This is a genomic window from Micromonospora sp. CPCC 206061, from assembly GCF_036906915.1.
Classification (GTDB): Bacteria; Actinomycetota; Actinomycetes; order Mycobacteriales; family Micromonosporaceae; genus Phytohabitans.
The window spans coordinates 1-25,161 of the sequence record NZ_JBAKHX010000088.1 but is presented as its reverse complement, the minus strand read 5'-3'; the positions used below and the strand labels follow the sequence as shown (position 1 = coordinate 25,161).

Below are 25,161 nucleotides of genomic sequence, written 5' to 3'. Positions count from 1 at the left end.
CGCCCCACACCAGGCCTAGGGCGGGAGTGGGCGGTCGTCGAGACGCCGCGCTTCATGGCCAGTACGGTCTGGGCCTGTGCGGGGTCGCCGTGCATGCCGCTCACCTCGTCGCCGCGGGCGGCGAGCCCGGCGCCCGCGGCGACGGCGGCGCCTATCTGAAACACGCGCATGGTCTTCGCCCTCACGCCGCGAAGACCTGGGAGTCGTCGGCGAACGCCTTGAACTCCAGGGCGTTGCCGGCCGGGTCGAGCAGGAACATCGTCCACTGCTCGCCGGCCTGCCCCTCGAAGCGCACGTACGGCTCAATGATGAACGTGGTGCCGGCCGCGCGCAGCCGGTCGGCGAGCTCGTGGAAGCGCGCGACCGTCAGGATCAGGCCGAAATGCGGCACCGGCACGTCGTGGCCGTCGACCGGGTTGTGGATCTTTGCGGCGCGACCCGGTGCGAGGTGGGTGACGAACTGGTGGCCGTGCAGGTTCCAGTCGACCCAGGTGTCGGCGCTGCGGCCGTGCTCCAGGCCGAGCACCTCGCCGTAGAAGCGACGCGCGGCGGCCAGGTCGTCGACCGGGACGGCCAGGTGGAATCGCGGGATCGGCGAGTCGAGGACGCTCATGTCGGAATGTTAACATTCCGACATGACTGAGGAGCGCAGGGTGGCGCCCGCCCGCCGCCGGGGCCTGGCCGACGAGGTCGCCGACCGCCTCCGCGAGGCGATCTTCGCCGGCGCCTACCCTCCCGGCGCGCAGTTGCGCGAGGTCGAGCTGTCTGGCGCGCTCGACGTCAGCCGCGGCCCGGTGCGCGAGGCGCTGCTGCGCCTCGAAGGCGAGGGCCTGGTACGCAGCGCGTGGCACCGCGGCGCCACCGTCACCGCCCTGTCCACGCGCGACGTGGCCGAGCTCGACAGCCTGCGCGGCGCGCTGGAACACCTCGCCGTCCAGCAGGTGGTCGCGGGAGCGTCCGACGACGACATCACGGCCATCGAGAAGGCGGCCGACCGCATGGCGCGCGCCGAGGACGAGCACGACATGGTCCGCCGCGACATCGCCTTCCACGACGCCGTGTACGCCGCCGCCGGCCACCGCCGCCTGGAGGAGGCCTGGCAGGCGATCCGCTCACAGGTACACCTGTTTCTGCTGACCCGGATCGGCCGCGACACCCGCGACTACCTGTCACACGTCGCCGACGAGCACCGCGAGCTCGTCGGCGCGCTGCGCGCCCGCGACACCGACCGCGCCCTGGCGCTGTTCGCCGCCCACCGCCGCCACGCTTTCGACGTTCTCTCCCGATGAGGCCGCCGGGCGTCAGGTGAGTGCGGCCGCGCCGAAGGAGACCGAGAACCGCTTGCACCAGATCGAGACGCTGCCGAGCCGGTCCAGGTCGGTGCCGGCCGGGATGGCATACGCCTGATCGCCCTTGTTGCCCTTGAGCTTGCCGAGTTCGACCCAGTCCCCGTCGTCGAATACCCGCCATCCGCGCACCCCGTCGCGCACCGGCTGATCCGACAGCCACACCCGCAGGTCGGGCCCGTTGGAGGTGTCCAGATCAACCAGTTCCAGCCGGTGCGAGCCGTCCGGCCGCCGGAGCACCCGCGCCGTGCCGCTGGTCTCGTGCTCCTGGCTGATGAACTCGCCCTGCCGCACCACGACCGGGCCAGACGGCGGGTCAGACGCCGGATCAGACGCCGGATCAGACGGCGGGTCAGACGCCGGGCTCGTCGTGGCCGGGGTATCCGGTGTGGACGCCACCGCTAGCGTCTCGTTCACCTCCTTGTCGGTGACGATCTTCCAAGGCTGGAACCAGTACAGGCCGAGCCCGCCACCAACGGCCAGGACGGCCACGACCACCCAGGCCAGCGGCTTGCGCAAAAGGCGTCCGATCACGCCTCCAGTAAACCGCCCCCGGGCCAGACAAACCCTTACCAAGCGGTGACGTGTCCCAGGCACAATGAGCGGATGATGCAGGGCCGGCACCGGCGCTGCGGTTCCCAGCAGGGCAACGCCCTGTGGTTCCTCGTCACGCTTGGTCTCGCCGACGATCGGTGCGAGGCCCTGGTCGAACGGCTGCTGCACTGGCAGTGGCCGGACGGTGGCTGGAACTGCGACAAGAACCCGGACGCGCACACCTCGTCGTTCTGCGAGACCCTCCTTCCGATGCGCGGCCTCGCCGCGTACGCGAAGACGACCGGCGGCCCTGCCTGGGACGCCGCCCGCCGCGCCGCCGAGGTGTTGCTGTCCCGCCGCCTGCTCTACCGCGCGAGCACCGGCGAACTGATCCACCCCGAGTTCGCCAAGCTCCACTACCCGCTCTACTGGCACTACGACTACCTCGGCGGGCTCAAAGCCCTGGCAGACCTCGACCTGCTCGGCGACCCTCGCTGCACCGACGCGCTCGACCGGCTCGAAGCCGCGCGGGTCACCGACGGCTGGCCCGCGCAGGCCCGCTACTACAAGGTTTCCGCCGACATCGCGCTGCACAACGACTGCGTCGACTGGGGCGGCACGAGCACGCGGCGGGCGGATCCGTGGGTGACCGCCGACGCCCTCGCCGTCCTGGGCGCGGCGGGACGATTGCGACTGTGAAAAACACTGTTGCATTCATTGGACACGTACGCCTACCGTAGATGTCAACAGATCAGCGATCAAAGGGAGCACGAAATGTTGTGGCACGCCTATTCACAACCGCGTCGGCTGACGCTACGCGGTTGCGCGGGCATGCCCAACGTCGGGCGCCCCATCGATGTGGCCAGTAGCCAAAAGTCGCACCTGGGCAGGTGGCAGACGTAGCGCGCGGACAAGCGCGGACGCCGCCCACCCAGGCCAGGGATCGGGCGGCTTTTTCGTTGCCACGGTCTCCACAATCGCAGGATTCCCATTCGAATCCTGTCGCCCCAGCTTTGCCCTGCGCGAATTCGCGCGGAATGGCGCCGACAATTGAGAACTCCACAGTGGATGGCATATACGAAAGCATGCCCTCGTAGCCCAACGGGAGAGGCACCGTCCCGAGATGGCGGTCATGTGCGCGTTCGAATCGCGCCGAGGGCACGGATGCCGACGACGCACAACGGGTTCGTGCACGCGTCTTGTAAGCGCGAGGAAGCCGGTTCGAGACCGGCCGTCGGCTCCACGGGCGACGCACAGGTGTGCAGCGCCGCCTTGCAAGCGGCGCCTGCTCGGTTCGATACCGAGGTTGTCCACCAGGCCCGGGTAGCCCAACGGGAGAGGCCGCCGGCTCAGAACCGGTGTGTTGCAGGTTCGACTCCTGCTCCGGGTACGCATGCCTCGTCGGTCCAGTGGAGTGGGCGCCGCCCTGTCAAGGCGGAGACGCGCGGGTTCGAATCCCGTACGAGGCGCTCGAGGAGGGTTCGCCATAGGCAAGGCACGCGGCTTGCTAAGCCGTCGCGGGGTCACACCCGTTGAGGGTTCGACTCCCTCATCCTCCGCCAAGTCGACTCGCGCCCATGCGTACTCGACTCCATCGCCGTCCACTGTGGAACTCTCGCGGGTAGCGCCGCCCGGTCACGCCGCGGCGAGGAGCTGGGCGAGCTCGACCGGCCTGGTGAGCATCGGCCAGTGGCCCGAGTCGATGTCGACGAAGTCGACGCGCTTGACCCTGGCGAGCTCGGGCAGGTTGCCAGCGTTGATCCACTCCTTGATTTGGGCGGGCGTGAACTCGGGACACACGACCACGACCGGGACGTCGAATCGCCGCTCGTCCGAGAATCGCACCACTGCCCTGGTCACTCCTTCGGGCACGGGGATCGCGGCGGACGCGAAGCTCCGCCTCGTCGCCTCGTCGAGGTCAGCGGAGTCCGGTCCCTCGAACTTGGCCCAGCCTGGGAAGGGCATGACGCCGTCCTCGTACTCGAAGAAGTCGGCGTATGGCTCACCGTCGGACGACGGCCAGCCGCCGATGAGGACGACCTTGGCCACCGTCTCCGGCCGCGCGTCGGCGGCGAGCCAGGCCAGGGTACAGGCTGCGGAGTGCCCCACGAGCATGACCTTTCCGGCGGCCTGGTCCACGGCGGCGATCACGGCCGCGATCTGGTCGTCGAGGGTGGCGGACGTGGATCCGTCGCCCTGGCTGGGGAGGGTGAGCGGTACGGGGCGATGGCCTAGCGCCTCCAGAGTGGGCGTGACGTCGTCCCACGCGGATCCATCGAGCCACAGGCCGGCGATGAGCAAGATGTCCACGGTCAGTCTTCCTTCTCCAGGATGGTCAGGTCGCGTTCGGCGTAGAGCCGGTGTTCCCATTCCTCGTTGAGGACGATGAGGAGGCAATCCTTGAGGGGGAAGTTCTCGATCTGGGGCCAGCCGGGTTCGGTGCGGGTCACGTCGGAGGCGACTTGTTCGTCGGTGAGTGCCTCGATGACCTGCCCGACCATGGCCTGGCGTTCGCGCCGGAGTGCGAGCACCTCGTCGAGCGAGGGGTGCGCCTCGCGGTCCCACGGGACGCCGTCCCACCCTTCCGCCTCGTCCCACGGCAGGTCCAGCGGGTGCCAGGGCGAGGGGTTGCCGAGGATCATCCGGCCGACCCAGGCGTTGCTGGCGAAGTTGAGGTGCCGCAGGGTCTGGATGAAGGACCACTCGTCGTCGACGCCGCGGTGCATCGCCGCCTCGGGGAACGTCTTCGCACGCGCCACGGTGCCGTCCCACAGCCGCTCCAGGACCGCCCACGCCTCGCGGAAGCCGTCGGCGTCGTCGGGGCGCATCTTCGCCCTCTCGGGCATGCGGCGATCAAGCTCGGCCTCGACCAGCGGCGCGATGTCGACGCCGTTGACGACGACGTTTCGCAGTTCGCCGTAGATGTCGACGTTCACCAGCTCGACGCCGCGCATGCGGCTGCCCTGGAACAGGGAGCCGCGGATCTGCACGCCGGTGAAGTCGACCTGGCGCATGCTGGCGCCGCGAAGGCTCACGCGTTCGAAGCGTGCTCCGGTGAGGTCCTGCTGGCGGAACTCGGTCATGGGCAGCAGGCTAGGACCAGTTCCGGACGATCTACTTCCGGTTTCCTCGTTCGCCTGGCGCGGGTTTCGGGGAACGCGGGGCGAGCGGGAGCGCGACGGTGCGGCCGTGGCACCGCCTAGTGTGCTGGTGTGGCGACCGATCTCAGCCCCACTGCCCGAGCGCTGCGCGCGATCGAAATCCTTCAGGCCCGCCCCGGTGCGACGGCCGGGGAGCTCGCCGCGGGGTTGGGAGTCACGGAGCGGGCGGCGCGGCGGTACGTGGAGATCCTGCGGGAGGCGGGCATTCCGGTCGAGTCGGCCCGGGGCCCGTATGGCGGGTACCGGCTGGGGCGCGGGACGCGGCTGCCGCCGGTCGTCTTCACGGAGCCCGAGGCCCTCGGTCTGGTCATGGCCGTGCTCGACGGCCATCCGGCGGCCGCGGACGCCGACGACCTCGTCGGCTCCGCCCTGAGCAAGGTCATCCGGGCGCTGCCGGAGGGCGTCGGCCGGCAGGCGGCCGCGCTGCGGGCGTACGCGTCGGCCGCGCCCGACCGGGACGCGGCCCGGCCGGATCCCGCCACCGCCAGCGCGCTCGTCGCGGCGGTCGCGGCCCGCCGCCGCGTGCTGGTCACGTACCGGAACGACGCCGGCAAGCAGTGGGAAGCGGAGGTGGATCCGTGGGCGGTCGTCGTCCGCCACGGGCGCTGGTACCTGCTGTGCCACTCCCACCAGGCGGACGCGGTCCGCACCTATCGGATCGACCGGATCCGTGGGATCGAACGGCTGGAGCACGAGTTCGAGCCGCCGCGCGACCTCGATCCGGTCGCGGCGCTGGAGGAGAACCTGGGCGTCGGGTGGGAGTACGCGACGCGCGTGGTGTTCGACGCTCCCCTGGCCGTGGTGGCGCGGTGGGTCCGTCCTCCCATGGGACGGCTGGAGGCGTCCGGGGACGGGTGCGTGCTTGTCGGCAGCACGAGCAATCCGGCGATGTACGCGCAGGAGTGGCTGGCGAGGCTGCCGTTCGCGTTCCGCGTGGAGGGTGGGCCCGAGCTGCACGCCGCCGTCGCGACGGTCGCCGCACGGTTCACGGCCGCCCTGACGCCCCCGCGCGTGGAATGACAACGCGCCGTTCCGCTGGCTCTGATTGCGGCATGTGCGCACCGCGCCGATCAAGGGCAATCTCATCGATCAAGGGCAAACGCACGCGGAAAAGAGATCGAACCACGCGCATTTGCCCTTGATCGACGTGGAGAGGGCCGGCGCGGGCGGGGATGGCGGGGGGCGGGCGCGGGCGGCGGGGGTGGGGGTGGGGGCGGGGGGTCAGGCGGGGACGATCATGGGGGTGCCGGCCACGGGGTCGGGGACGATCATGCAGGTCAGGCCGAAGACCTTCTCCACGAGTTCGGCCGTGACCACCTCGGTCGGTGCTCCCTCGGCGACGATGCTGCCGTCCGACATTGCGATGACGTGGTCGCAGTAGCGGCACGCGAGGTTGAGGTCGTGCATGACGATGACGATGGTCTTGCCGGCCTCGGCGTTGAGCTTGCACAGCAGCCGCAGCAGCTCCACCTGGTGGTTGATGTCCAGGTAGGTGGTGGGTTCGTCGAGCAGCAGCAGGTCGGTGTCCTGGGCCAGCGCCATAGCCACCCAGACGCGCTGCCGCTGGCCGCCGGACAGCTGCCGGATGGGGCGGTCGACGAGGTCGGCGGTGCCGGTCGCTTCGAGCGCGTTCGCGACGGCGTCGTGGTCGCGTTCGGTCCACCGCCGGAACCAGCCCTGGTGGGGGTACCGACCGCGGGCGACGAGGTCGGCGACGGTGATGCCGTCGGGCGCGATCGGCGTCTGGGGCAGCAGGCCGAGCACCCTGGCGACGTCGAGGGTGCTGAGGTCGCTGAGCGCCTTGCCGTCGAGGTAGACGGCGCCGCTGCGCGGGGCGAGCAGCCGGGCGAGGCCGCGCAGCAAAGTGGACTTGCCGCACGCGTTCGCGCCGACGATCGCGGTCACCTTGCCGTCGAGCACGGTGACGTCGAGGTTCGACACGATGTTCTGGTCGTCGTACCCGAGGGACAGGCCCTCGGCGCGCAGCCGGGTCATCCGCCCGCTCCTTGCCGGTTGGTGGTGGCCAGCAGCCACAACAGATACGGTGCGCCGACGGCGCCGGTGACGACGCCGGTGGGCAGCGGCGTGGGCATCAGGTGTACGGCGACGAGGTCGGCGGTCAGCAGCAGCACGGCGCCGACGAGGGCGGCGGGAATGATGCCCCCGGTGGCTGGGCCGAGCAGCCGGTTGGCGATCGGTCCGGCGATGAGCGCGACGAACACGATCGGGCCGGCCACCGAGACGGCCAGGGCGACGAGGACGACGCCGGCGGCGAGCAGTCCGGCACGGCTGAGCTCGGTGCGGGTGCCGAGGGCGCGGGCGGTGTCGTCGCCGAGCTCCAGCGCGCGGAGGGGACGCTGCAGCAGCACAGCCAGGGGCAGCAGGACGAGCAGGGCGATGCTCAGCACCCGTAGTTCGCTGGTGCTGGCCTGCCCGACGGAGCCGGTCAGCCAGTGCATGGCCTGCCGGGCCTGGGACAGCTGCGCCCGGCTGAGGACGTAGCCGATGAGGCCGTCGAAGAAGACGGCGACGCCGATGCCGATGAGGATGAAGCGGTATCCGGTGACGCCGTCGCGCCACGCGAGCAAGTACATCAGCGAGGCCGCGACGACGGCGCCACCGAGCGCGAGGCCGCTGATGGCGAGCCCTCCGAGATGCAGGAGCACGATCCCGCCGACGGCGGCCAGGCCGGCACCCGAGGTGATGCCGACGAAATCCGGTGACGCCAGCGGGTTTCGCAGCAGCTGCTGGAAGATCGTGCCGGAGGCACCTAGCGCGAGCCCGACGGTGAGGCCGGACAGTGCGGTAGGCAGCCGCAGGCCGCGTACGACGAAGTCGACGCTCGGGTTGTCTTCCAGGTACAGCACGGAGGCGATGACCTCCCACGCGCTGAGGCGGAAGCTGCCGATCATCATGGTGACGACGAAGAGGGCGGCGACGGCCACCGCCAGTCCGGCGGTGACCACGGCGGCGCGGGCGCTGCGGCGCCGCCGCGTGGTGAGCAGCGTCCGCGCGGCGGCGCTGGGGGGTGCGGCGGTGAGACTCATACGCTCACACCTCCGACAGCTTGGCGTAACGGACGATGGCGACGAACGCGGGCGCGCCGAGCACGCCCAGGACCACGCCGACCTGCAGCTCGTCGGGGGCACCGACGACGCGGCCGAGCACGTCGGCCAGGAGCAGCACGACGGGGGCGAGCAGCATCGAGTACGGGATGATCCATCGGTAGTCGGGCCCGCAGATGAACCGCGCCAGATGTGGCACGACGAGCCCGATGAAGATAATCGGCCCGCAGGCGGCGGTGCCGGCGCCGGCGAGGACCGCGACCACGGCGAACGCCGCGGCGCGCGTGCGGGTGACGTGCTGCCCGAGCCCGCGCGCGACGTCCTCGCCGAGGGCGAGGCCGTTGAGAGCGCGCCCGAAGCCCAGCGATACGACGAGGCCGAGCAGCAGGAACGGCGCGACGCCGGTCAGGATCGGCGCGTACCGGCCGGCGAGCGAGCCGACCTGCCAGAAGCGCAGCTCGTTGAGAGCGTCCACATTGGTCATCACGATGCCGCTGGTGACCGAGGTCAGCCCGGCGGCGACGGCTGCACCGGCGAGGGCGAGCTTGACGGGCGTGGCACCCTCCCGTCCGAGCGAGGCGATCGAGTACACCAGCAGGAGCGCCCCGATGGCTCCGGCGAACGCGAACCACACGTAGACCCCGACGCCGCGAAAGCCGAGCACGGTGATGGCGAAGACGACGAACGCGGCGGCGCCGGCGTTGATGCCCATGATCCCCGCGTCGGCGAGGGGGTTGCGGGTGACGCCCTGCAGGATGGCTCCGGCTACGCCGAGGGCCGCGCCGACGAGGATGCCGAGCAGGGTGCGGGGGACGCGCAGCTCCAGCGTGACGGTGCTGTTGATGGACCCGTCGTTGCTCATGCTGCCCAGGGCGTGCAGGACGTCGGACAGGCTGATCGACCGCGAGCCCATCGTCACGCTCAGGAACGCGACGACGGCAAGGACCACGCAGAGCGCGGCGAGCCCGGGCCCGAGGGCTGAGGCTCGCCGCGACCCGCGGGCCGGGCTGCGCCCTCCCGCCGAAGTGCGCCCTGCGGGTCGGCTAGTTGCCGACATTCGGGTCCGCGGCCTTGACCGCTGTGGTCAGCTTGTCCAGTTCGGTTGCGAAGTCGCCGTACGTGTGCAGCCAGTACGCCGGCCACGACACGACCGCGCCGGCCTTCGCGGCCTTGATCTTGAACCAGGTCGGCTGCTTCTTGCCCCAGTCCGCGTTGGACGTGGGGGTGAACGACCGGCCGTCGAACAGGATCAGGTCGGGCTGGTACTTGTCGGCGTTCTCCCAGCTGAGGTTCTCCCAGTACGGGAAGCCGGGGTCGGGCTTGTCCGGGTTGATCACCTTGAGGCCGAAGCTCTGCAGGTCGAGCAGCTCCGGCGCGTACTGGGGGTTGGCGAAGTACAGCTTGTCGTCGCTGGGCGACACCGCCCCGACGGTCAGGCCCGGCTTGCTGGCCGCCGCCGCCTTGAACGCGGTGACCGCCTCCTCGAAGCGCTTCTTGTTCGCGGCGATCTGCGGGTCGTCGACCTTGGCGCCGAGGCTTACGGCGAGATCCTCGTACCCCTCGGCCAGCTGGACGATCGACTTGCCCTGCGAGACACCGACGACCGGAGCGAGCTCGGCGAGCTTCTTGCTCTTCTCGTCCACGCCCTCCTCCAGGCCACTGTGGGCCTTCTCCGCGGGCCACCAGTCGCCGACGATGAGGTCGGGCCGCAGCGCCGCGGCCTTCTCGACGTCGATCTTGCCCCACTCCTCGCCGAGGATCTCGATGCCGGTGAGATCCAGACTCTTCAGGTTGGGGTCGGTCTTGACCGACTCGTCGGCGTAGATGCCGATCGGCTTGATGCCGAACGACATCAGCGCGGCGGCCTCGCCCGCGTGGGCGATGATCCGCGTGGGGGTCTTGTCAGCCTTGATGACCTGGCCCGAGCCGTCGGTGAAGGACCAGGGCCCCGCGGCGGCGGGCGTATCGCTGGCTGAGGTGTCGTCGCCGCAGCCGGCAAGCAGGGCGCTCAGCGCCGCCACGGCCAGGACCGGACGCCATGCGCGCATGGTGAGGTTTCCGTTCTCTATGAGGAGTGAGGCAGGCACAGTTAGGTTAGGCTAACCACTGCTGCGTGTTTTCGCCAGTCCATGATCGGACCGCGCCTGCCCGGCCCCTCACGACCGCCCGTAGGCGTAAGGCGGGCCTAGTCGAGCCAGTGGGCCGTGTCGCCAACGTGGACGGTGCCGGGGGTCTCGACCGCCGCGTACACGCCGAGGCTGTTGCCCAGCTCGCGGGCGACCCAGCGCAGCACCGCGCGGTCGTGCGGCACCGTCGTGGTCTCCTTGGTGATCATCACGCAGCGCTCGCACGGCTGGGTGAACCGCAGCCGCAGCCCGCCGATCGCCAGCCGCCGGCCGATCCAGCCCTGCTCGGGATGTCCGGTCGTGCCATCGTCCACGGCGCCGTCGAGCACCAGGTTCGGCCGGAACCGGGTGACGTCGATCGCGCTGTCGGGGAGCGCCGCGGCGAGGCTGCGCAGAGTTGTCGTGGTCATCACGTGGAGCGCGCCCTCGAGCCAGTGCGTCTGGTGCGCGTCGAGCGTGACCTTGGCCTCGACCGCCTCGCTGAGCAGGCGGTCGGCGTCGGGAGCGTCGGAGCGGACGCGCCGGCCGTCTGGCAGGTGAAGCTCGACCACCCCGGGCTCGACGGTGACGGCTCCCACCCGCATGAGCCCTGGGACATCACCGGCCCAGGTGAACTCGTCGCGCTCGTCGCGCACGCCGATGCCCCGGTCACCCTCGATGCCGAGCACGCCGACCGCGACGGCGTCGAGCCGCTCGCCGCCGATGGACTTCACCGGGTACCGCCAGAGCTGCTCGAGGTGCATCCCGCGATGGTATCCGCCAAGCGCGCCCCTCCGGAGTCCGCGCGGGTGACGCGATGGCGACCCAGGCCGGGACGGGCAGCGACGCCGTCTGTCCAGTCAGGACGGCCACAGCGAAGGGTGCGGCGCGAAGGCGCCGAGGACGGTCTGCAGGGCCAGAAGGCCGGCAAGACGCTCCTCTGAGCACCCGGACCGACTACGGTTGGGCTGTGGAGTACAGGGCGCTGGGCCAGTCGGGCCTTCAGGTTTCGGTGTTGTCGATGGGCACGATGACGTTCGGCGGCAAGGGCGGTTTCGCCAACGTCGGCACGACCGGCGTCGACGAGGCGCGCAAGCAGGTCGACCGCTGCCTCGACGCGGGCATCAACCTCATCGACACCGCCGACGTGTACTCGGACGGCGCGTCCGAGGAGATCGTCGGCGAGGTGCTCCGCGGCCGGCGGGACGACCTGCTGCTCGCGACCAAGGTGCGCTTCCGCATGGGCCCCGGCCCCAACGACGCCGGGCTCTCCCGACACCATCTCATCGCCGGCTGCGAGGCGAGCCTGCGGCGGCTCCAGACCGACCACATCGACCTGTACCAGCTGCACGAGTGGGACGGACTGACGCCGCTGGAGGAGACGTTCGAGGCGCTGGATCTGCTGGTCCGGGCGGGCAAGGTGCGGTACGTCGGGTTGTCCAACTTCGCCGGCTGGCAGCTGATGAAGGCCATCGGCACGGCCCAGCTCGGCAGCCTGCCCCAGCCGGTCAGCCAGCAGATCTACTACTCGTTGCAGGCCCGCGACTCCGAGTACGAACTGATCCCCGCCGCGGTCGACCAGGGGCTCGGCGTGCTGGTGTGGAGCCCTCTCGCAGGCGGCCTGCTCTCCGGCAAGTACCGCCGCGATCGCGAGGCGCCCGCCGGCAGCCGCCAGCTCACCGATTGGGACGAGCCTCCCGTGTACGACGAGGACAAGCTCTACGACACCGTCGAGGTTCTCGTCCAGGTCGGCGAGGCGCACGGCGTCTCGGCCGCGCAGGTGGCCCTCGCCTGGCTGCTCGGCCGCCCCGCGGTGAGCACCGTGGTGGTCGGCGCCCGCACCAGCGAGCAACTGGCCGACAACCTCGCGGCCGCCGATCTGGTGCTCACCGACGACGAGCGGCGGCGCCTCGACGAGGTCAGCGCGCAGCCGCTGCTGTACCCGTACTGGCACCAGGCCAAGACGGCCCGCGACCGCCTCTCCCCCGCCGACCTCACGTTGCTCGGCCCCCACCTGTAACCAACCCGCACAAGCCCGCGGGCCGACCCTCCACTGTCCAAATCGGACCGCCGTGCCGGCCGCGTCGCGGACCGGCGCCGCGCCGAGGCCGTCGCCGCACCGGTCGTGCCACGTGGCGCCGCGGTGACATTGACGGCCTCGAGGGGCCTAGCGACCGTCGTCGCGTTCTATTCGCAGCTCGCGTTCCAGCTTCGCTACGAGGGTGCGCAGGTCGTCGAGGTGTTGGCTGACCATGATGCGGTCTACGTCGTCGGGGATGCCGTCATGGTCCTCGTCGGAGGCGATCCGTTCGGTCATCTCCAGGCGCCGGGCCTCCTCCATGGAGTTGACGATGACCGCGATCAGGATGTTCACCAGCAGGTTCGCCGTGATGAGCACGTAGCTGACGTAGTACACGAGGGTCCAGGGCGAGACTTCCATGCCCTGGTCGATCAGGTCGGGCAGCGTCTCCAGGGACAGCAGCACGAACAGCGTCAGCACCGCCCGCCCGATCGTGCCGTACTCGTCCGGGTACCGGTCGGCGAAGATGAGCCACCCCGCCATCCCGTACACGTACAGCGTCACCATCGCCAGCGCGAGGAACCCGCCCACCCCGGGCAGGCTGCGCAGTAGCGCCGCCACGATGGTGCGCAGGCCGGGCGAGAAGCGCACGAGCCGCACCACCCGCGCGATCCGGATGATGCGCAGCACGGGTGACTCGCCGTGCAGGCCGGGGATGAACGCCGCGGCGATCACCACGAAGTCGAACACGTTCCAGCCGTGCTTGAAGAAGTCCTGGGGGCGGCGGCCGTGCGCCATGATGCGGATGGCGATCTCGGCGACGAACACGACGCGGAAGGTCCATTCCAGGCCGCGCAGCAGCGGCCGGGCGGAGCCGAGGTGCTCGTACGTCTCGAGGCCCAGCACGACCGCGTTCGCGACGATGACGAAGACGATGAGCACCTCGAACAGCCGCGACTCGGTGATCCTCCGGCATCGATCAACCATCGCGCCAGCGTACGGCCCACCAGCTAGCGCGGCCGTCGCGCCGATCAAGGGTGATCGCATCGATCGAGGGCGAACGCACGTGAAGAGGAGATCGAAACACGTGCATTCGCCCTTGATCGACGGACCGGCCGGCGGTGGGGCTACGGCCCGGCGTGCACACGCCGGGCCGTAGCCTGGGGGCGTGCTGATCCACGTCGAGCACCCCGTGCACGGCCGCCGCTGGGTGGTCCGCCGCGACGGTCAACTGCTCGCCCTCGACCAGACCCTGGCCGGACTGCTGGCGCTGCCGCTCGCGCGGGCGCGCGCCGTGTACGAGGCGGCCGCCGCGCCGGCCGACGCGGCCGGCACCGTGCTCGCGCCCATCGACGAGCAGGAGGTCTGGGCCGCAGGCGTCACCTACCAGCGAAGCCGGGAAGGGCGGCGCGAGGAGTCCGAGCCGGCCGGGCACGGCAAGCTGTACGACCACGTGTACACGGCAGCGCGTCCCGAGCTGTTCTTCAAGAGCACCGCCGCGCGGGTCGTCGCCGACGGCGAGCCGGTCGGCATCCGCACCGACTCCGGCTGGGACGTGCCCGAGGCCGAGCTCGGCGTCGTCGTGAACGCCGCGGGCGAGGTGTTCGGCTACACCGTCGGCAACGACATGAGCAGCCGTTCGATCGAGGGCGAGAACCCGCTGTACCTGCCGCAGGCCAAGATCTACAGCCGTGCCTGCGCGTTGGGCCCGGCGATCGTGCCGGCGTGGCAGGTGGAGGGCCCGTTCGAGGTGTCGATACGGGTCGAGCGCGACGGCGCCGACGCCTACTCCGGCACCACCTCGACCGCGCAGCTCGCCCGGCAGCCCGAGGAGCTGGTCGACTGGCTGACCCGGGCGCTGGACTTCCCCGCCGGTGTCGTGCTGCTCACCGGCACCGGTGTCGTCCCCGACCGCGACTTCACGCTGCGTGCCGGTGACGTCGTCGTCATCGACATCGCCGGCGTGGGAACGCTGCGCAACCCCGTGACCGTGGTCGGCCGACCTTCAGGAGGATGACGTGTCGCAGATCGTGAGCAGTTCCCCGCAGGCGCCCCACGACGTGGTCGTGCGCGTGCCCGACAGCACCCCGTCCGAGGTCGCCGCGGCGGTCGAGCGCACCCGTGCGGCCGGCGCCGACTGGGCGCGTCGCCCCGCGCCCGAGCGCGCCGCCGCGCTGAGCGCGTGCGCCGAGACCCTCGCCGGCGCCGCGGACGAGGTGGCCGCGCTCGTCGTGCGCGAGGTCGGCAAACCCGTGGTCGAGGCCCGCGGCGAGGTCGCCCGGGGCGTCGCAATTCTGCGGTACTTCGCACAGGCGGCCCTGCTTCCCGAGGGTGACGTCTTCCCCGCCGCCGACGGCGTCTCGCTCCTGCACACCCGCCGCCGGCCGCACGGCGTGGCTGGCCTGATCACGCCGTGGAACTTCCCGGTGGCGATTCCACTGTGGAAAGCCGCGCCCGCGCTCGCCTACGGCAACGGCGTCGTCCTCAAACCCGCCGAGCAGGCGCCAGCGGTGGCGCTGCGCCTGGCGGAGCTGTTCGCCCTTCCGGAGGGCGTGCTCACGGTGGTGACCGGTGGTGGCCCGGCCGGCGCGGCCCTGGTCGAGTCGGCCGACGCGGTCTCGTTCACCGGCTCCACCGCTGTCGGCAGGCGGGTCCGCGAGGCGGCCGCCGCGCGGGGCATCCCCGTGCAGTGCGAGATGGGCGGCCAGAACCCGTCGGTCGTGCTGCCCGACGCCGACCTCGACGCGGCGGCGCGCACCATCGCGGGTGCCGCAATGGGGTACGCCGGCCAGAAATGCACCGCGACCAGCCGCGTCATCGTCGTCGGGGATGCCGAAGACTTCGCGCAGCGGCTGACCGCCGCCGTGGAGGCGCTATCGGTGGGCGACCCGGCGGATCCCGGTACCGTCGCCGGACCCGTCATCGACGAGGGCGCCCGCGACGCGGTGGTCGACGCCGCGCGGCGCGCCGCCGGGCGGGGGGCGAAGGTTCTGACGGGCGGCGCGGCGCTCGACCGCGACGGCTTCTTCGTCGCCCCTACGGTCGTGACCGGCGTACCCGACGGCGACGCCCTGCTCACCGAAGAGGTCTTCGGGCCGATCTGCGCCGTCCAGCCGGCCGCCTCGCCGCAGGCCGCGATCGAGGCCGCCAACGCGGTCCGGCAGGGGCTGGTGGCGGCGCTGTTCACCCGCGACCTGACGGCGGCGCTGACCCTCGCCCCGCGCTTCGAGACCGGCATGGTCAAGGTCAACGCGCCCACGGCCGGCGTCGACTTCCACGCCCCATTCGGCGGCGACAAGGAGTCCAGCTACGGCCCCCGCGAGCAGGGCCCGGCCGCGAAGGACTTCTACACCCGCACGGTAACGGTCACGCTAACCCCGGCGTAGCGCGCGCTCACGCCCCCCGCCCTCCCCCTCTTTCCGTCGATCAAGGGCAAACGCACGTGGTTCGATCTCTTTTCCACGTGCGTTTGCCCTTGATCGATGCAATCGCCCTTGATCGAGCTGTCGCCCGAAGGGCGCCTGCCGGGACAGTGCGATGGCCGTCGGAGGCGCGCCAGGACATCGCGGCGTGCCCGCGGCGCTCGTCTACGCGTTCGTCGTGTAGCCCACGCTCACAACGGCTTGTGATAGATGACGAAGTCGCACGGGGTCGCGAGCCAGGCCGCGACGAGCTCGCCGGCGGCGACGGTCGCCGCCACCCCGGCCGGGTCGGTGCGGGCCACGCCGTCTCGCCACAGGCCGGACTCGGCATCCGCGCACACCCGGTCGACCAGGTCGGCGACCTCCGCCACGAAGCCGGCGTCAGTGGCCCTCGCGGCCGGTACCAGCGCGATCTCCACCCGGCCAGACTATACGGCCGCCCGCGCAGGCCGTTGCGGTGCGCCACCACCACGAGCAGGTCCGGGGCGACGGTGATGGCGCCGTCGACGCCGAGGCCGTTGATCGCGCCGATCGCCTGCACGAGCGGTGAAATGCGCGAGCATGGCCTCATGACCAAGTTGACCGGAAAGCAGATCGCCGACGCCGGGCTGCAGGGGTGGGCCTACCTGCTCGGTGGCCTACAGACACGTATCAACACACCGGACTTCGCCACCGGGGTGTCGCTGCTCAACGCCATAGCCGAGGCCGCCGAGCGGGAGGATCACCACCCCGACCTCGACCTGCGCTACACGCACCTCGACGCCCGGCTCACCAGCCACGACGCGCGGGGGGTCACCGAACGGGACGTGCGATTGGCCCGTACCATCTCGGCGCTCGCCGCGGACGCCGGCCTGCGCACGGAGTCCGCCACCGTCTCGCGCCTCGAACTGGCGCTCGACGCGCCCGCGTACGAGGCGATCCGGCCGTTCTGGCGTGCGGTGCTGGCGTTCGCCGACAACCCGGCGCCCGGCGTCGACGACGAGCTGAACGACCCGCACGGCGCGCTGCCGACCATGTGGTTCCAGCAGTCGGGCAGCGAGGAGCCGCGCCAGCGCTGGCATCCGGACGTGTGGGTCGAGCCGGCGCAGGTCCGGCCGCGCATCGCCGCCGCGCTCGCCGCCGGGGGCACGCTCGTCGACGACGACCAGGCGCCGAGCTACTGGGTCCTCGCGGACCCCGACGGCAACAGGGTCTGCCTGTGCACCTGGCAGGAGCGCGACCGGTCCGAGCCGTGACAGAGCGGGCTCGCGCTCACCTCCGCCCGCGCGGGTCATGCGCCGTGTTCACCGTGGGGCACGGCGCCCGGCCTGCCGAGGAGCTGGTCGCCGTGCTCCGCGACGCCCGCGTCGGGGTGCTGGTCGACATCCGCCGGTACCCGGTGTCGCGGCGGCACCCGCAGTTCGGAGGTGAGGCGCTCGCGGCCACGGTGGACGCCGCGGGCATCGGGTACGAATGGCAGGGCGGGGCGCTGGGCGGGAGGCGGTCGCGGCGCCGGGACTCGCGGCACACCGCGCTGCACAGCCCTGCCTTCGCCGGGTACGCGGACCACATGGACACAGTGGACTTCCGCTCGGCGGTGGACGAGCTGGTGGCGCGGGCGGCCACCCAACGCCTGGCCATCATGTGCGCGGAGACGTACTGGCGCAACTGCCACCGGATGCTCGTCGCCGACGCGTTGACGCTGCGCGGCGCGGACGTCACGCACCTCGTCACGCCCGGCCGGTCGGAGCCGCACCGCCCACACCAGACGATGCGGCGCGGCTCCGACGGGTGGCCGGTCTACGACGTACCGGACACCCTCATTTAGCCAGTGCAGGCGGCGCCGTTCACGGTGACCAGGCCGGGTGCGGGGTTGGCGCCGCCGGCGGTGGTGGCGTTGAAGCCGAACATCGCCTGCCCGCCCGGGTCGATCCGGCCGTTGTAGCTCTCGTTGCGGGCGGTCAGCGTCGCGCCTGACTGGGTGGCCCTGGCCATCCACGCCTCGCGCAGCTTCTGGTCGCCGGTGAACGCGAACCGGACCGTCCAGCCGTTGATCGGCGTGCTGCCGGTGTTGGTGATGTTGACCTGGGCGGTGAAGCCGCCGCCTTCGGCCCAGGTGCCGTAGTTGGTGTACTTCACGGTGCACCGCCCTGGCGCCGGCGCCTGTCCGCCGCCCTGGTCGGCGAGGAAGGACGCGATCCACGCCAGCGCCGAGTTCCAGTTGATGGCCAGCTCGTTGGTCGCGTACGAGTCGATGTGGTCGACGTAGCAGAACATCGGCTTGCAGCCGGACAGCAGCTGCTTGGCGTACGGGTCGTCGAGGGAGGCGTTGGCGCCACCCGCGATCGTGCCGGCCGGCGGGTTCGGCAGGCTCTCGTCGAGCTGGTGGCCGAAGATCCGGCTGTGCTGGTTCTGGCTGCTCTTCTCGCCCCAACCGGTCACATAGGACTGGTTGAGGGCGTTGCGGCCGAAGATGTAGTCCATGCTCTGCACGGCGGCGTCCCGGTACGTCACGTCGCCGGTCAGGTCGAACGCCGTGGCCAGCACGACCGCGTTGTTGATGAGGTTGCTGTTGGCGCCCCAGAAGTAGTTCCCGGCGTCGCCCTTCATCGGCAGCCCGTACGCCTCGGCACGGATCGTCGCCAGGTACCGGTCGGCGGCCGCCGTCACCGAGGCGCGCAGCCGCTGCCGCTCGGCGGAGGTGATGCCGCTGGGCACGGTCGCCAGGTCGAGCCGGGCGAGGGCGGCGGTGCTGCCCCAGCCGAAGCCGGACGAGGCGAACACGTCGGCGGTGTGGTGCGGTGAGGCGGTCACCTCTTGCCAGTACGCCTCGTCGCCGGTGGTCAGGTAGAGCTCGGCGGCCGCCCAGTAGAACTCGTCGGTGGCGTCGTTGTCGCCGTACGTGCCGCCGCCGTTGTTGTCGTTCGGGTCCTGGTACCGCGCCGGGTTCGCCTTGGCCGCGGCGTACGCCGTCTTGGCGGCGGCGAGGCTGCGGGCCGCGAAGGCGGCGTCGTACGGGGCGAACAGGCGCGCCCCCTGTGCGGCCACGGCGGCCAGGTTGAGCGTGGCCGGGGTGGTCGGCGCGTGCAGCTCGCGCTGCTGGGGGTCGTCTTCGGGTTGCAGGGGCAGCCCGGTCCAGTTCTGGTCGTGGATCTTGTGGTGCGCCATGCCGGCGAGCGGCTTGCCGGCCGGGATCTGCATGCGCAGCAGGAACTCCAGTTCCCAGCGCGCCTCGTCGAGGATGTCCGGTACGCCGTTACCGCGCTCAGGCACCCGCAGGGTGCTGTCGGCGAGGTCCGCGCCGTGCTTCGCGGTGACCGCGGTCTTGCTGCGCTCGAAGGCGTTGAGCAGCTGGTAGGTGGCGATGCCGCCGTTGACCACGTACTTGCCGTGGTCGCCCGCGTCGTACCAGCCGCCCCGCACGTCGAGCCTGTGGTCGCACACACCGGCCTGGCACGGCACGTCGGTGTCACCCTTGTTCGGCGCCACACCGAGGTGGCCGGCGGGACGGGCGTACTGCTCCCCCACCAGGTTGCCGTCGATGGCGATGCCGCTGCGCTGGATGTAGAACACCTGCAGCGCGTCGGAGCGCAGTTGGCTGTACAGGTCACCGGAGATGTCGAACGGGTGGCTGGTCTCGCCGTCGGCGGTGAGCGTGTATCCGGCGCCGGCGGTCGCGAACGCGGTGAAGTCCACTGTGTGTACATTCTGGCCGGACGCCGCGTCGACGCCGCGCGGCGTGGTCTGGCCCTCGGCGACGACCGCGCCGGCCGCGTTCTTGAGCTGCCAGGGCAGCGCCTCGGTCGCGGCGGTCACCACGGTCGCGTTCTTGGGGCCCTGGGGCAGGTAGCCGACCTGGTTCACACGCACGCGCGGCCCGGTGTCCGGCACGTACGGTGGCTCCTCCTCACCGCCGCGCAGGGACACGTCGTCCAGGCACAGCCGGTACGCCTCGGCGTTGCCGCCGACCTGGAGTACGACCTGGCCGTTCTCGCTGCTGACGGGCGAGGTGAAGGTGTACGTGTACACGGTGCTGGTCGCGGTGATGGCGACCGTCTCGGACAGCGCCGCCGTCCACGGCTCCTCGCCAAGTTGCACCGCCGCCCGCACGGTGGCCGCGGGGTCGGCGCTGGCCCGGAACGAGAACGTGTACTCCGCACCCTGCACCAGCGGCACGCCGTTCTGGCCGATGCCGGCGTCCCACGGGTTCGCGAGGCCGCCCGGCACGTCCGCGCACAGCTGCCCGTTCTCCACCCCGGCGGTCGTGGTGCCGTACGTGAACCAGCCGCTCGTGCCCTCGTCGAAGCCGCCGTTCTCGACCTGCTCGGGGTCGCCGGGCTGCCCGGCGTCGTCGCTGGTCAAGGAGACATCGTCGAGGCAGAACGTGAACGCCTCGGCGGCGCCGCCGAGCTGGAACGTGAACACCCCGTTGGTGGAGTCGAGGCTGCCGGTGAAGTCGTAGGTGAACGTCTGCGGTGTCGCGGTGAGCGCGACGTCGCGGGAGAGCACCGTCGTGTAGGGCGCCTCGTTGAGTTGCACGTTCGCCTTGACCGTGGCGGTGGTGCTGGCCGAGGCGGTGAAGGACAGGGTGTACGGCGCGCCGTCGACCAGCGGGATGTCGCCGTGGCCGAGGCTGGCGTCCCACGGGTTGGTGGTGCCGGCGGGCACCTGGGAACACAGCTTGCCATCGACGACGGAGACCGGCGCGTTCTCCGTGGCCCACCACGGTGCCGTCGAGCTGTCGAAGGTGCCGTTGTCTATGTACTCGACCTCTTCGGCGTACGCGTTGACTGCGCCGAGACCGACGCCCGCGAGCGCGAGCACGGTGACCGCCGCGATGCTGATCTTCGTCCGGTTCACCGGCCGCCCTCCGTGACATCGAAGAGTAAGAGTGGAAGCGCTCCCATCCTCGTTGCGGGCATCACGGAAGTCAATGGGTCAACCTGTCGCGGGGTCGGGCGTGGCCCGCGATCAAGGCCCCTCTCGTCGATCAAGGGCAAATACACGTGGTTTTGAGATCGAACCGCGTGCATTTGCCCTTGATCGACGGAAGTGGCGGGCGGTGGCGGCGCGGCGGAGGGCGGCGCGCAGGGGCGATGCCGCGCGGGACATGAGCGCGGCGTACGCGAGGCCCGCGGCCAGGGATGCCGCGACCGCGAGGAGGGTGTTGTGGTGGTCCAGGCGGGGGTACACCTGCCAGTGCGTCAGGTAGATGTACAGCGACCCGGCGGCCAGCACCCCCGCGACCCGGTTCACGGCGCCGACGCTCGGCAGGCTCGGCACCCAGATCAGCAGGACCAGACCCACGAGCACCACCGCCTCCCGTGACAGGTCGTCGAAGTACCCGGGCACCGTCACCACCGCCGCGAGGGTGACCAGCGCGCGCTGCCACCCCGTCGCCGCCTTGGCGGCGGCCCAGCCGATCGCGAAGAGCCAGAAGACCCGCACGGCCGACGGCAGGTGGTACTGCTCCCGCAGGCCCAGCAGGTCGTAGCGGGTGACCAGTCCTGCCAGGAGGACGCCGATCGGAAAGCCATACGGATAGCGGCGTTCCAGCCGGTCCAGCGCCGGCACGGCGAGCAGCGCCGCCGCGACGGCGAGGATGTAGACCAGCGCCTCGACGAACCAGAAGTGCCACCCGGACCAGCCCGGGCTCGGCCCGAACACGCCGCCGAGCAGAAACAGGCTGGGCAGCCCGTACTGGCCGGTGACGAGCATGACGGCGGCGATCCACGCGACGCTCGGCACCGCGATGCGCCGGATACTGGTGCCGATATGGCGTAACCGCTCGCCGCGCCCCGCCGCGGTGAGGTGGAAGCGGGCGAAGTTGAAACCGGCCACGCCGAGCAGCAGGTGCGCCCCGCCGGACACGTTGAACAGCGTGGCGTGCGTGCCGACGACGAGCACGATCGCGATCGCCCGCAGCGCGACCGTGGTGTCCAGCGCGTGACGGCGGCGCGGCTTGGCCGGAGCGCGCAGCGACCGGATCGGCGTCGTGTGCCAGTCTGCGGGCAGGTGCCCCAACGCCTGCTCCAGCCGCAGCGACATCTCCACATAGGACAGCGAGTCGCCGCCGAGGCTCACGAAGCTGTGGTCGGGCGTGACCTCGTCGGAGTCGAGGATCTCCGCGTACAGCGCGCACAAGTCGCTGGCGGGTGACGATGCCGATGGGACGGCCAGCGCGCGGACGGCGGCGTGGTCGGGTTTGCCCGACGGCAGGCGGGGCAGCTCGGCGACCGCGGCCACCCTGACCGCGCTGGGCGGCAGCCCGGTGCCGGCGACCACCAGGCGCCGCACCCGCGCCGGGTCGGCGGGCTCGCGGGCGGCCACCAGCAGCTCGTCGTCGCCGCCGACGCAGTACGCGGTGACGGCGTGCCGGTCGAGCAGCTCCTCGACCCGGTGCGGGTCGATGCGCAGCCCGCGGATCTTGGCGAACTGGCTGAGACGCCCCACGATCTCGTACAGCCCGTCGGTTGCCCGCCGCGCGATGTCGCCGGTGTGCAGCTCGCCGACGGTGGAGCCGAGACTCAGGTCCGCCGGGCCGGAGGCGTACCCGAGCATGACGTTGGGCCCGCTGTACACGAGCTCGCCCGTGTCGGGGTCCCCCTCCGGCAGCGGGTCGAGGCGGAACGAGCCGCCCGGAATCGGTACCCCGATCGCCGAGGGACGGGAGGCGGCCAGTCCCGGCGGCAGGTACGCCATCCGCGCGGTCGCCTCGGTCTGGCCGTACATGACGAACAGGTCCCAGCCGGCGCGCTGGCCGAGCGCCGCGTAGCGCCGGACCCGGTCTGGCGCGAGCCGCCCGCCCGCCTGCGTCACGTACCGCAGATCCGGCAGCCGCATCTGTTCGAAACCGACCCGGTCGAGCAGATCGAACGTGTACGGCACACCGGCGAACGCGGTGCCTCGCTGGGCGCGGAACAGCTCCCAGAAGCACGAGTCGGTGACGGACAGGTCGGTCAGGATGAGGCCGGCACCGCGCAGCAGGTGGCTGTTGATGACCGACAGGCCGTAGCAGTAGTGCATCGGCAGTGTGGTGGCGGCCCGGTCGGTGGGGCGGATGTCGAGGTACTCCGCGATGGCCTCGGCGTTGGCCTGGAGGCTGTCGAGGGACAGCCGCACCAGCTTGGGCGAGCCGGTCGAGCCGGAGGTGCTCAGTAGCAGGGCCAGGTCGGCGTGCGTGGCGTGGGCCGAGACGACCCGCCGCTCCTCGAAGACCAGCCCGCCGGCGGTCGGGTGCAGCACCACGTCCGGGTCGTACGCGGCGGCCAGGTCGTCCGCGGCGCCGGGGGTGACGAGCAGCAGGGGGTGGCCGCCGGCCAGCGCCGCCAGGTAGGCGACGACGGCGTCGACGGTGTTGGCCCCGGTGAGCATCACGAGCCGCCGTTCTTGGCCGAGGCGGCGGGCGGTCGCTGCCACCCGGGCCGCCAGGTCGGCGTAGGACACCGTGCCCTCGGCGGTGATGAGGGCGGGGCGGCCCCCGAAGGCGGCTAGATTTGCCGCAAATGAGGCGGTTACGACGCGCGGTTGTGCCACGAACTGAGCTTAAGGAAGGCTAGCCTTAGATCGGAGCTAGCTGGGCGTATCCTCATCGCAAGCTGGGAGAATGATTGCCAAGGCTATCCTTAGTCAGGTATGCCTTACCTGTGAGTTTTCGCAGCGTACGGATCTACTTGGCCCTGGCCTTGGTCGCCGGGGCCGCCGCGTGTGGCGGCGACGAGTTCGACAGTGGCGACCCGGGCGACAAGACCATCACGGTCTACAGCGGCCGGGGCGAGTCGCTCGTGGCGCCGGTGCTCGAAAAGTTCGAGCAGCAGTCCGGCATGACGGTCAAGGTCCGGTACGGCAGCACCGCCCAGATGGCGGCCCAGATCGAGGAGGAAGGCGACAAGAGCCCCGCCGACATCTTCTTCGCCCAGGACGCGGGCGCGCTCGGCGCGGTCGCCAAGCGCGGCCTTTTCGCCCCCCTCCCCTCCGACGTGCTGGCCAAGGTGCCCGCCGCCTACCAGGCCCGCAGCGGCGAGTGGGTCGGCGTGACCGGGCGCAGCCGAGTGTTCGCGTACAACGTGGACATGGTGCCGCAGGCCGACCTGCCCACGTCCGTGTTCGACCTGACCGGCCCGCAGTGGCGCGGGAAGGTCGGCGTCGCGCCCACCAATGGCTCGTTCCAGGCGTTCGTCACCGCTCTGCGGGTCCAGCACGGCGACGCCAAGGCCAAGGAGTTCCTGACCGGGCTGAAGGCCAACGGCGCCCTGATCCGGGAAAGCAACATCCAGATCGTCCAGGAGATCAACGACGGCAAGCTCGCCACCGGGCTGGTCAACCACTACTACGTCTTCGAGCAGGCCAAGGAGAAGGGCATCTCCGCCGACCAGATGAAGGCCAAGCTGCACTTCTTCCCCAACGGCGACACGGGCGCCCTGGTCAACGTGGCCGGCGTCGGCGTGCTCAAGAAGGCCGCCACCGACCCGGACGCCAAGGCGCTCGTCGACTACCTGCTCAGCACCGACGGCCAGACCTACTTCGCCGGCGAGACCTTCGAGTACCCGCTCGTCGCCGGCGTCCCGACCGCACCCGGCCTGCCAGCGCTCGACAGCCTCGCCGCCCCGAAGATCGACCTCAACGACCTCGACACCCTCGACGCGACCGTCACGATGATCAAGGAAGCGGGGTTGGCCTGAGCACGACACAGCCCGTCGCCGCGCCCGCCCGCTGGGCGGCGCGGCGGGTCGCGCCCCGGCCGGCGCTCGCGGTGGCGTCGGCCGCCGCGGTCGCGGTCGCGCTCGTCCCGGTCGTCTACCTCGCGGTGCGCACCAGCGAGGCGGGCTGGTCGCGGATCGTCGACGAGCTGTTCACCCGCCGCGTCGCCGTGCTCGCGGGTCGCAGCCTCGCGCTCGCGGCGGTCGTGACAGCGGCCTGTACCGCGATCGGCGTGGGCGCCGCGTTCCTGGTGACCCGCACCGACCTGCCCGCCCGGCGGTTCTTCGGCGTCCTGGCGGCGCTGCCGCTGGCCGTACCGACCTATGTGGCCGCCTTCGCCTGGATCTCCACTGTGGACCGTTTCGAGGGCTTCTGGCCCGCGGCGCTCGTGCTGACGCTCTGCTCCTACCCGTACGTCTTCCTGCCCGTCGCGGCCGCCCTGGCCGGCGGCGACCCGGCCCAGGAGGAGGTGTCGCGCTCGCTGGGACGCGGTGCCTGGCGCACCTTCGCCACCGTCACACTGCGCCAGGCGCGGCCCGCCATCGCGGCCGGGGCGCTGCTGGTCGCCCTCTACGTGCTGTCCGACTTCGGCGCGGTCTCCATCGTCCGCGTCGACACGTTCACCCGGGCCATCTTCACCGCGTTCAACGTGGGCTTCGACCGCACCGGCGCGCTCGTGCTGTCCACCGTGCTCGTCGTGCTCACTGTCCTGCTGATCGGCGGCGAGCTGATGACCCGGGCGCGCGGCGCCCGGTACGCCCGGGTCGGCGGCGCCGGGCGGCCGCCGATCCGCCTCCCGCTGCGCGCGGCCCGCTGGCCGGCCGCGGCC

The 25,161-nt window shown here is 71.4% G+C and carries 23 protein-coding genes and 5 tRNA genes; 15 read left to right on the top strand and 13 right to left on the bottom strand.

Features of this window, described 5'->3' with window-relative positions:
• Positions 1-181: 181 nt before the first annotated feature.
• Positions 182-613 (bottom strand): VOC family protein, encoded by a 432-nt coding sequence (locus V6V89_RS35180; protein WP_334623944.1) that lies wholly within the window; start codon positions 611-613, stop codon positions 182-184.
• 22 nt (positions 614-635) lie between these two features.
• Between V6V89_RS35180 and V6V89_RS35175 the strand changes: the two genes are divergently transcribed.
• Entirely contained in the window at positions 636-1,289 is a 654-nt protein-coding gene (locus V6V89_RS35175) for a GntR family transcriptional regulator (RefSeq protein WP_334623943.1), read from the top strand.
• 12 nt (positions 1,290-1,301) lie between these two features.
• Here V6V89_RS35175 and V6V89_RS35170 read toward each other — a convergent pair whose 3' ends face one another.
• A complete protein-coding gene (locus V6V89_RS35170) occupies positions 1,302-1,880 on the bottom strand; it encodes a DM13 domain-containing protein (RefSeq protein WP_334623942.1) in 579 nt (192 codons plus the stop codon).
• A gap of 72 nt (positions 1,881-1,952) precedes the next feature.
• Between V6V89_RS35170 and V6V89_RS35165 the strand changes: the two genes are divergently transcribed.
• From V6V89_RS35165 to V6V89_RS35140, 6 genes are all read left to right on the top strand, one after another.
• Positions 1,953-2,579 carry a hypothetical protein gene (locus V6V89_RS35165; RefSeq protein WP_334623940.1) on the top strand — a complete coding sequence of 209 codons (627 nt, stop codon included), beginning with the start codon at positions 1,953-1,955 and terminating at the stop codon, positions 2,577-2,579.
• A 388-nt stretch (positions 2,580-2,967) separates the two neighbouring features.
• Positions 2,968-3,041 (top strand) — tRNA-OTHER (locus tag V6V89_RS35160).
• Between the two features lie 5 nt (positions 3,042-3,046).
• Positions 3,047-3,123 (top strand) — tRNA-Thr (locus V6V89_RS35155).
• Positions 3,124-3,197: 74 nt separating this feature from the next.
• Positions 3,198-3,270: transfer RNA gene (locus tag V6V89_RS35150), tRNA-Leu, on the top strand.
• A gap of 5 nt (positions 3,271-3,275) precedes the next feature.
• Positions 3,276-3,349, top strand: a tRNA-Asp gene (locus V6V89_RS35145).
• A 5-nt stretch (positions 3,350-3,354) separates the two neighbouring features.
• Positions 3,355-3,442, top strand: a tRNA-Ser gene (locus V6V89_RS35140).
• Between the two features lie 73 nt (positions 3,443-3,515).
• On the opposite strand, the gene V6V89_RS35135 is transcribed toward V6V89_RS35140, so the two are convergent.
• Both V6V89_RS35135 and V6V89_RS35130 read right to left on the bottom strand, forming a co-directional pair.
• Complete coding sequence (locus V6V89_RS35135) at positions 3,516-4,196, bottom strand: alpha/beta fold hydrolase (protein WP_334623959.1); 681 nt, start codon at positions 4,194-4,196, stop codon at positions 3,516-3,518.
• Entirely contained in the window at positions 4,193-4,963 is a 771-nt protein-coding gene (locus tag V6V89_RS35130; protein ID WP_334623938.1) for a DinB family protein, read from the bottom strand. The genes V6V89_RS35135 and V6V89_RS35130 overlap by 4 nt, the downstream gene beginning before the upstream one ends.
• Before the next feature lie 129 nt (positions 4,964-5,092).
• On the opposite strand from V6V89_RS35130, the gene V6V89_RS35125 reads away from it, so the two are divergent.
• Positions 5,093-6,061, top strand: coding sequence for a helix-turn-helix transcriptional regulator (locus V6V89_RS35125; RefSeq protein WP_334623936.1), 969 nt, complete (start codon positions 5,093-5,095; stop codon positions 6,059-6,061).
• A gap of 201 nt (positions 6,062-6,262) precedes the next feature.
• On the opposite strand, the gene V6V89_RS35120 is transcribed toward V6V89_RS35125, so the two are convergent.
• The 5 genes from V6V89_RS35120 to V6V89_RS35100 all read right to left on the bottom strand — a co-directional run bounded on the left by V6V89_RS35120 (position 6,263) and on the right by V6V89_RS35100 (position 10,975).
• Entirely contained in the window at positions 6,263-7,036 is a 774-nt protein-coding gene (locus tag V6V89_RS35120; RefSeq protein WP_334623934.1) for an ABC transporter ATP-binding protein, read from the bottom strand.
• The gene (locus tag V6V89_RS35115) at positions 7,033-8,088 is read right to left on the bottom strand and encodes a FecCD family ABC transporter permease (protein ID WP_334623932.1); all 1,056 of its coding nucleotides are present in this window, start codon (positions 8,086-8,088) and stop codon (positions 7,033-7,035) included. Before V6V89_RS35115 ends, V6V89_RS35120 begins: the two co-directional genes overlap by 4 nt.
• Positions 8,089-8,092: 4 nt before the next feature.
• A complete protein-coding gene (locus tag V6V89_RS35110) occupies positions 8,093-9,055 on the bottom strand; it encodes a FecCD family ABC transporter permease (RefSeq protein ID WP_334623931.1) in 963 nt (320 codons plus the stop codon).
• 94 nt (positions 9,056-9,149) lie between these two features.
• On the bottom strand, positions 9,150-10,154 hold the full coding sequence (locus V6V89_RS35105; RefSeq protein WP_334623929.1) for an ABC transporter substrate-binding protein: 1,005 nt from the start codon (positions 10,152-10,154) through the stop codon (positions 9,150-9,152).
• Between the two features lie 137 nt (positions 10,155-10,291).
• Positions 10,292-10,975, bottom strand: a complete 684-nt coding sequence (locus V6V89_RS35100; RefSeq protein WP_334623927.1) for an MOSC domain-containing protein — start codon at positions 10,973-10,975, stop codon at positions 10,292-10,294.
• A gap of 206 nt (positions 10,976-11,181) precedes the next feature.
• On the opposite strand from V6V89_RS35100, the gene V6V89_RS35095 reads away from it, so the two are divergent.
• A complete protein-coding gene (locus V6V89_RS35095; RefSeq protein ID WP_334623925.1) occupies positions 11,182-12,231 on the top strand; it encodes an aldo/keto reductase in 1,050 nt (349 codons plus the stop codon).
• A 147-nt stretch (positions 12,232-12,378) separates the two neighbouring features.
• On the opposite strand, the gene V6V89_RS35090 is transcribed toward V6V89_RS35095, so the two are convergent.
• A complete protein-coding gene (locus V6V89_RS35090; protein ID WP_334623923.1) occupies positions 12,379-13,218 on the bottom strand; it encodes an ion transporter in 840 nt (279 codons plus the stop codon).
• 181 nt (positions 13,219-13,399) lie between these two features.
• Between V6V89_RS35090 and V6V89_RS35085 the strand changes: the two genes are divergently transcribed.
• Together V6V89_RS35085 and V6V89_RS35080 are read left to right on the top strand one after the other, a co-directional pair.
• Positions 13,400-14,248, top strand: coding sequence for a fumarylacetoacetate hydrolase family protein (locus V6V89_RS35085; protein ID WP_334623921.1), 849 nt, complete (start codon positions 13,400-13,402; stop codon positions 14,246-14,248).
• A 1-nt stretch (position 14,249) separates the two neighbouring features.
• A complete protein-coding gene (locus V6V89_RS35080) occupies positions 14,250-15,617 on the top strand; it encodes an aldehyde dehydrogenase family protein (RefSeq protein ID WP_334623919.1) in 1,368 nt (455 codons plus the stop codon).
• Positions 15,618-15,844: 227 nt separating this feature from the next.
• On the opposite strand, the gene V6V89_RS35075 is transcribed toward V6V89_RS35080, so the two are convergent.
• The gene (locus V6V89_RS35075) at positions 15,845-16,072 is read right to left on the bottom strand and encodes a hypothetical protein (protein ID WP_334623917.1); all 228 of its coding nucleotides are present in this window, start codon (positions 16,070-16,072) and stop codon (positions 15,845-15,847) included.
• Positions 16,073-16,222: 150 nt separating this feature from the next.
• Here V6V89_RS35075 and V6V89_RS35070 point away from each other — a divergent pair, with 150 nt between their 5' ends.
• Positions 16,223-16,888 carry a 4a-hydroxytetrahydrobiopterin dehydratase gene (locus tag V6V89_RS35070; protein WP_334623915.1) on the top strand — a complete coding sequence of 222 codons (666 nt, stop codon included), beginning with the start codon at positions 16,223-16,225 and terminating at the stop codon, positions 16,886-16,888.
• A gap of 44 nt (positions 16,889-16,932) precedes the next feature.
• On the top strand, positions 16,933-17,460 hold the full coding sequence (locus V6V89_RS35065) for a DUF488 domain-containing protein (protein ID WP_334623913.1): 528 nt from the start codon (positions 16,933-16,935) through the stop codon (positions 17,458-17,460).
• Here the strand turns inward: V6V89_RS35065 and V6V89_RS35060 are convergent.
• A complete protein-coding gene (locus tag V6V89_RS35060) occupies positions 17,457-20,492 on the bottom strand; it encodes a glycoside hydrolase family 9 protein (RefSeq protein WP_334623911.1) in 3,036 nt (1,011 codons plus the stop codon). The genes V6V89_RS35065 and V6V89_RS35060 overlap by 4 nt on opposite strands.
• A 111-nt stretch (positions 20,493-20,603) precedes the next feature.
• A complete protein-coding gene (locus V6V89_RS35055) occupies positions 20,604-23,168 on the bottom strand; it encodes an AMP-binding protein (RefSeq protein ID WP_334623909.1) in 2,565 nt (854 codons plus the stop codon).
• 110 nt (positions 23,169-23,278) lie between these two features.
• Between V6V89_RS35055 and V6V89_RS35050 the strand changes: the two genes are divergently transcribed.
• Positions 23,279-24,313, top strand: coding sequence for an iron ABC transporter substrate-binding protein (locus V6V89_RS35050; RefSeq protein ID WP_334623907.1), 1,035 nt, complete (start codon positions 23,279-23,281; stop codon positions 24,311-24,313).
• 71 nt (positions 24,314-24,384) lie between these two features.
• A partial coding sequence (locus V6V89_RS35045) for an ABC transporter permease (RefSeq protein WP_334623905.1) occupies positions 24,385-25,161 on the top strand: 777 nt, incomplete at its 3' end.

Bases quoted from the DNA above. Each gene is read 5' to 3' on its own strand.
- V6V89_RS35175 (WP_334623943.1), top strand. From the start codon at position 636: ATGACTGAGGAGCGCAGGGTGGCGCCCGCCCGCCGCCGGGGCCTGGCC.
- V6V89_RS35130 (WP_334623938.1), bottom strand. From the start codon at position 4,963: ATGACCGAGTTCCGCCAGCAGGACCTCACCGGAGCACGCTTCGAACGC.
- V6V89_RS35180 (WP_334623944.1), bottom strand. From the start codon at position 613: ATGAGCGTCCTCGACTCGCCGATCCCGCGATTCCACCTGGCCGTCCCG.
- V6V89_RS35120 (WP_334623934.1), bottom strand. From the start codon at position 7,036: ATGACCCGGCTGCGCGCCGAGGGCCTGTCCCTCGGGTACGACGACCAG.
- V6V89_RS35115 (WP_334623932.1), bottom strand. From the start codon at position 8,088: ATGAGTCTCACCGCCGCACCCCCCAGCGCCGCCGCGCGGACGCTGCTC.
- V6V89_RS35105 (WP_334623929.1), bottom strand. From the start codon at position 10,154: ATGCGCGCATGGCGTCCGGTCCTGGCCGTGGCGGCGCTGAGCGCCCTG.
- V6V89_RS35090 (WP_334623923.1), bottom strand. From the start codon at position 13,218: ATGGTTGATCGATGCCGGAGGATCACCGAGTCGCGGCTGTTCGAGGTG.
- V6V89_RS35165 (WP_334623940.1), top strand. From the start codon at position 1,953: ATGATGCAGGGCCGGCACCGGCGCTGCGGTTCCCAGCAGGGCAACGCC.
- V6V89_RS35070 (WP_334623915.1), top strand. From the start codon at position 16,223: ATGACCAAGTTGACCGGAAAGCAGATCGCCGACGCCGGGCTGCAGGGG.
- V6V89_RS35100 (WP_334623927.1), bottom strand. From the start codon at position 10,975: ATGCACCTCGAGCAGCTCTGGCGGTACCCGGTGAAGTCCATCGGCGGC.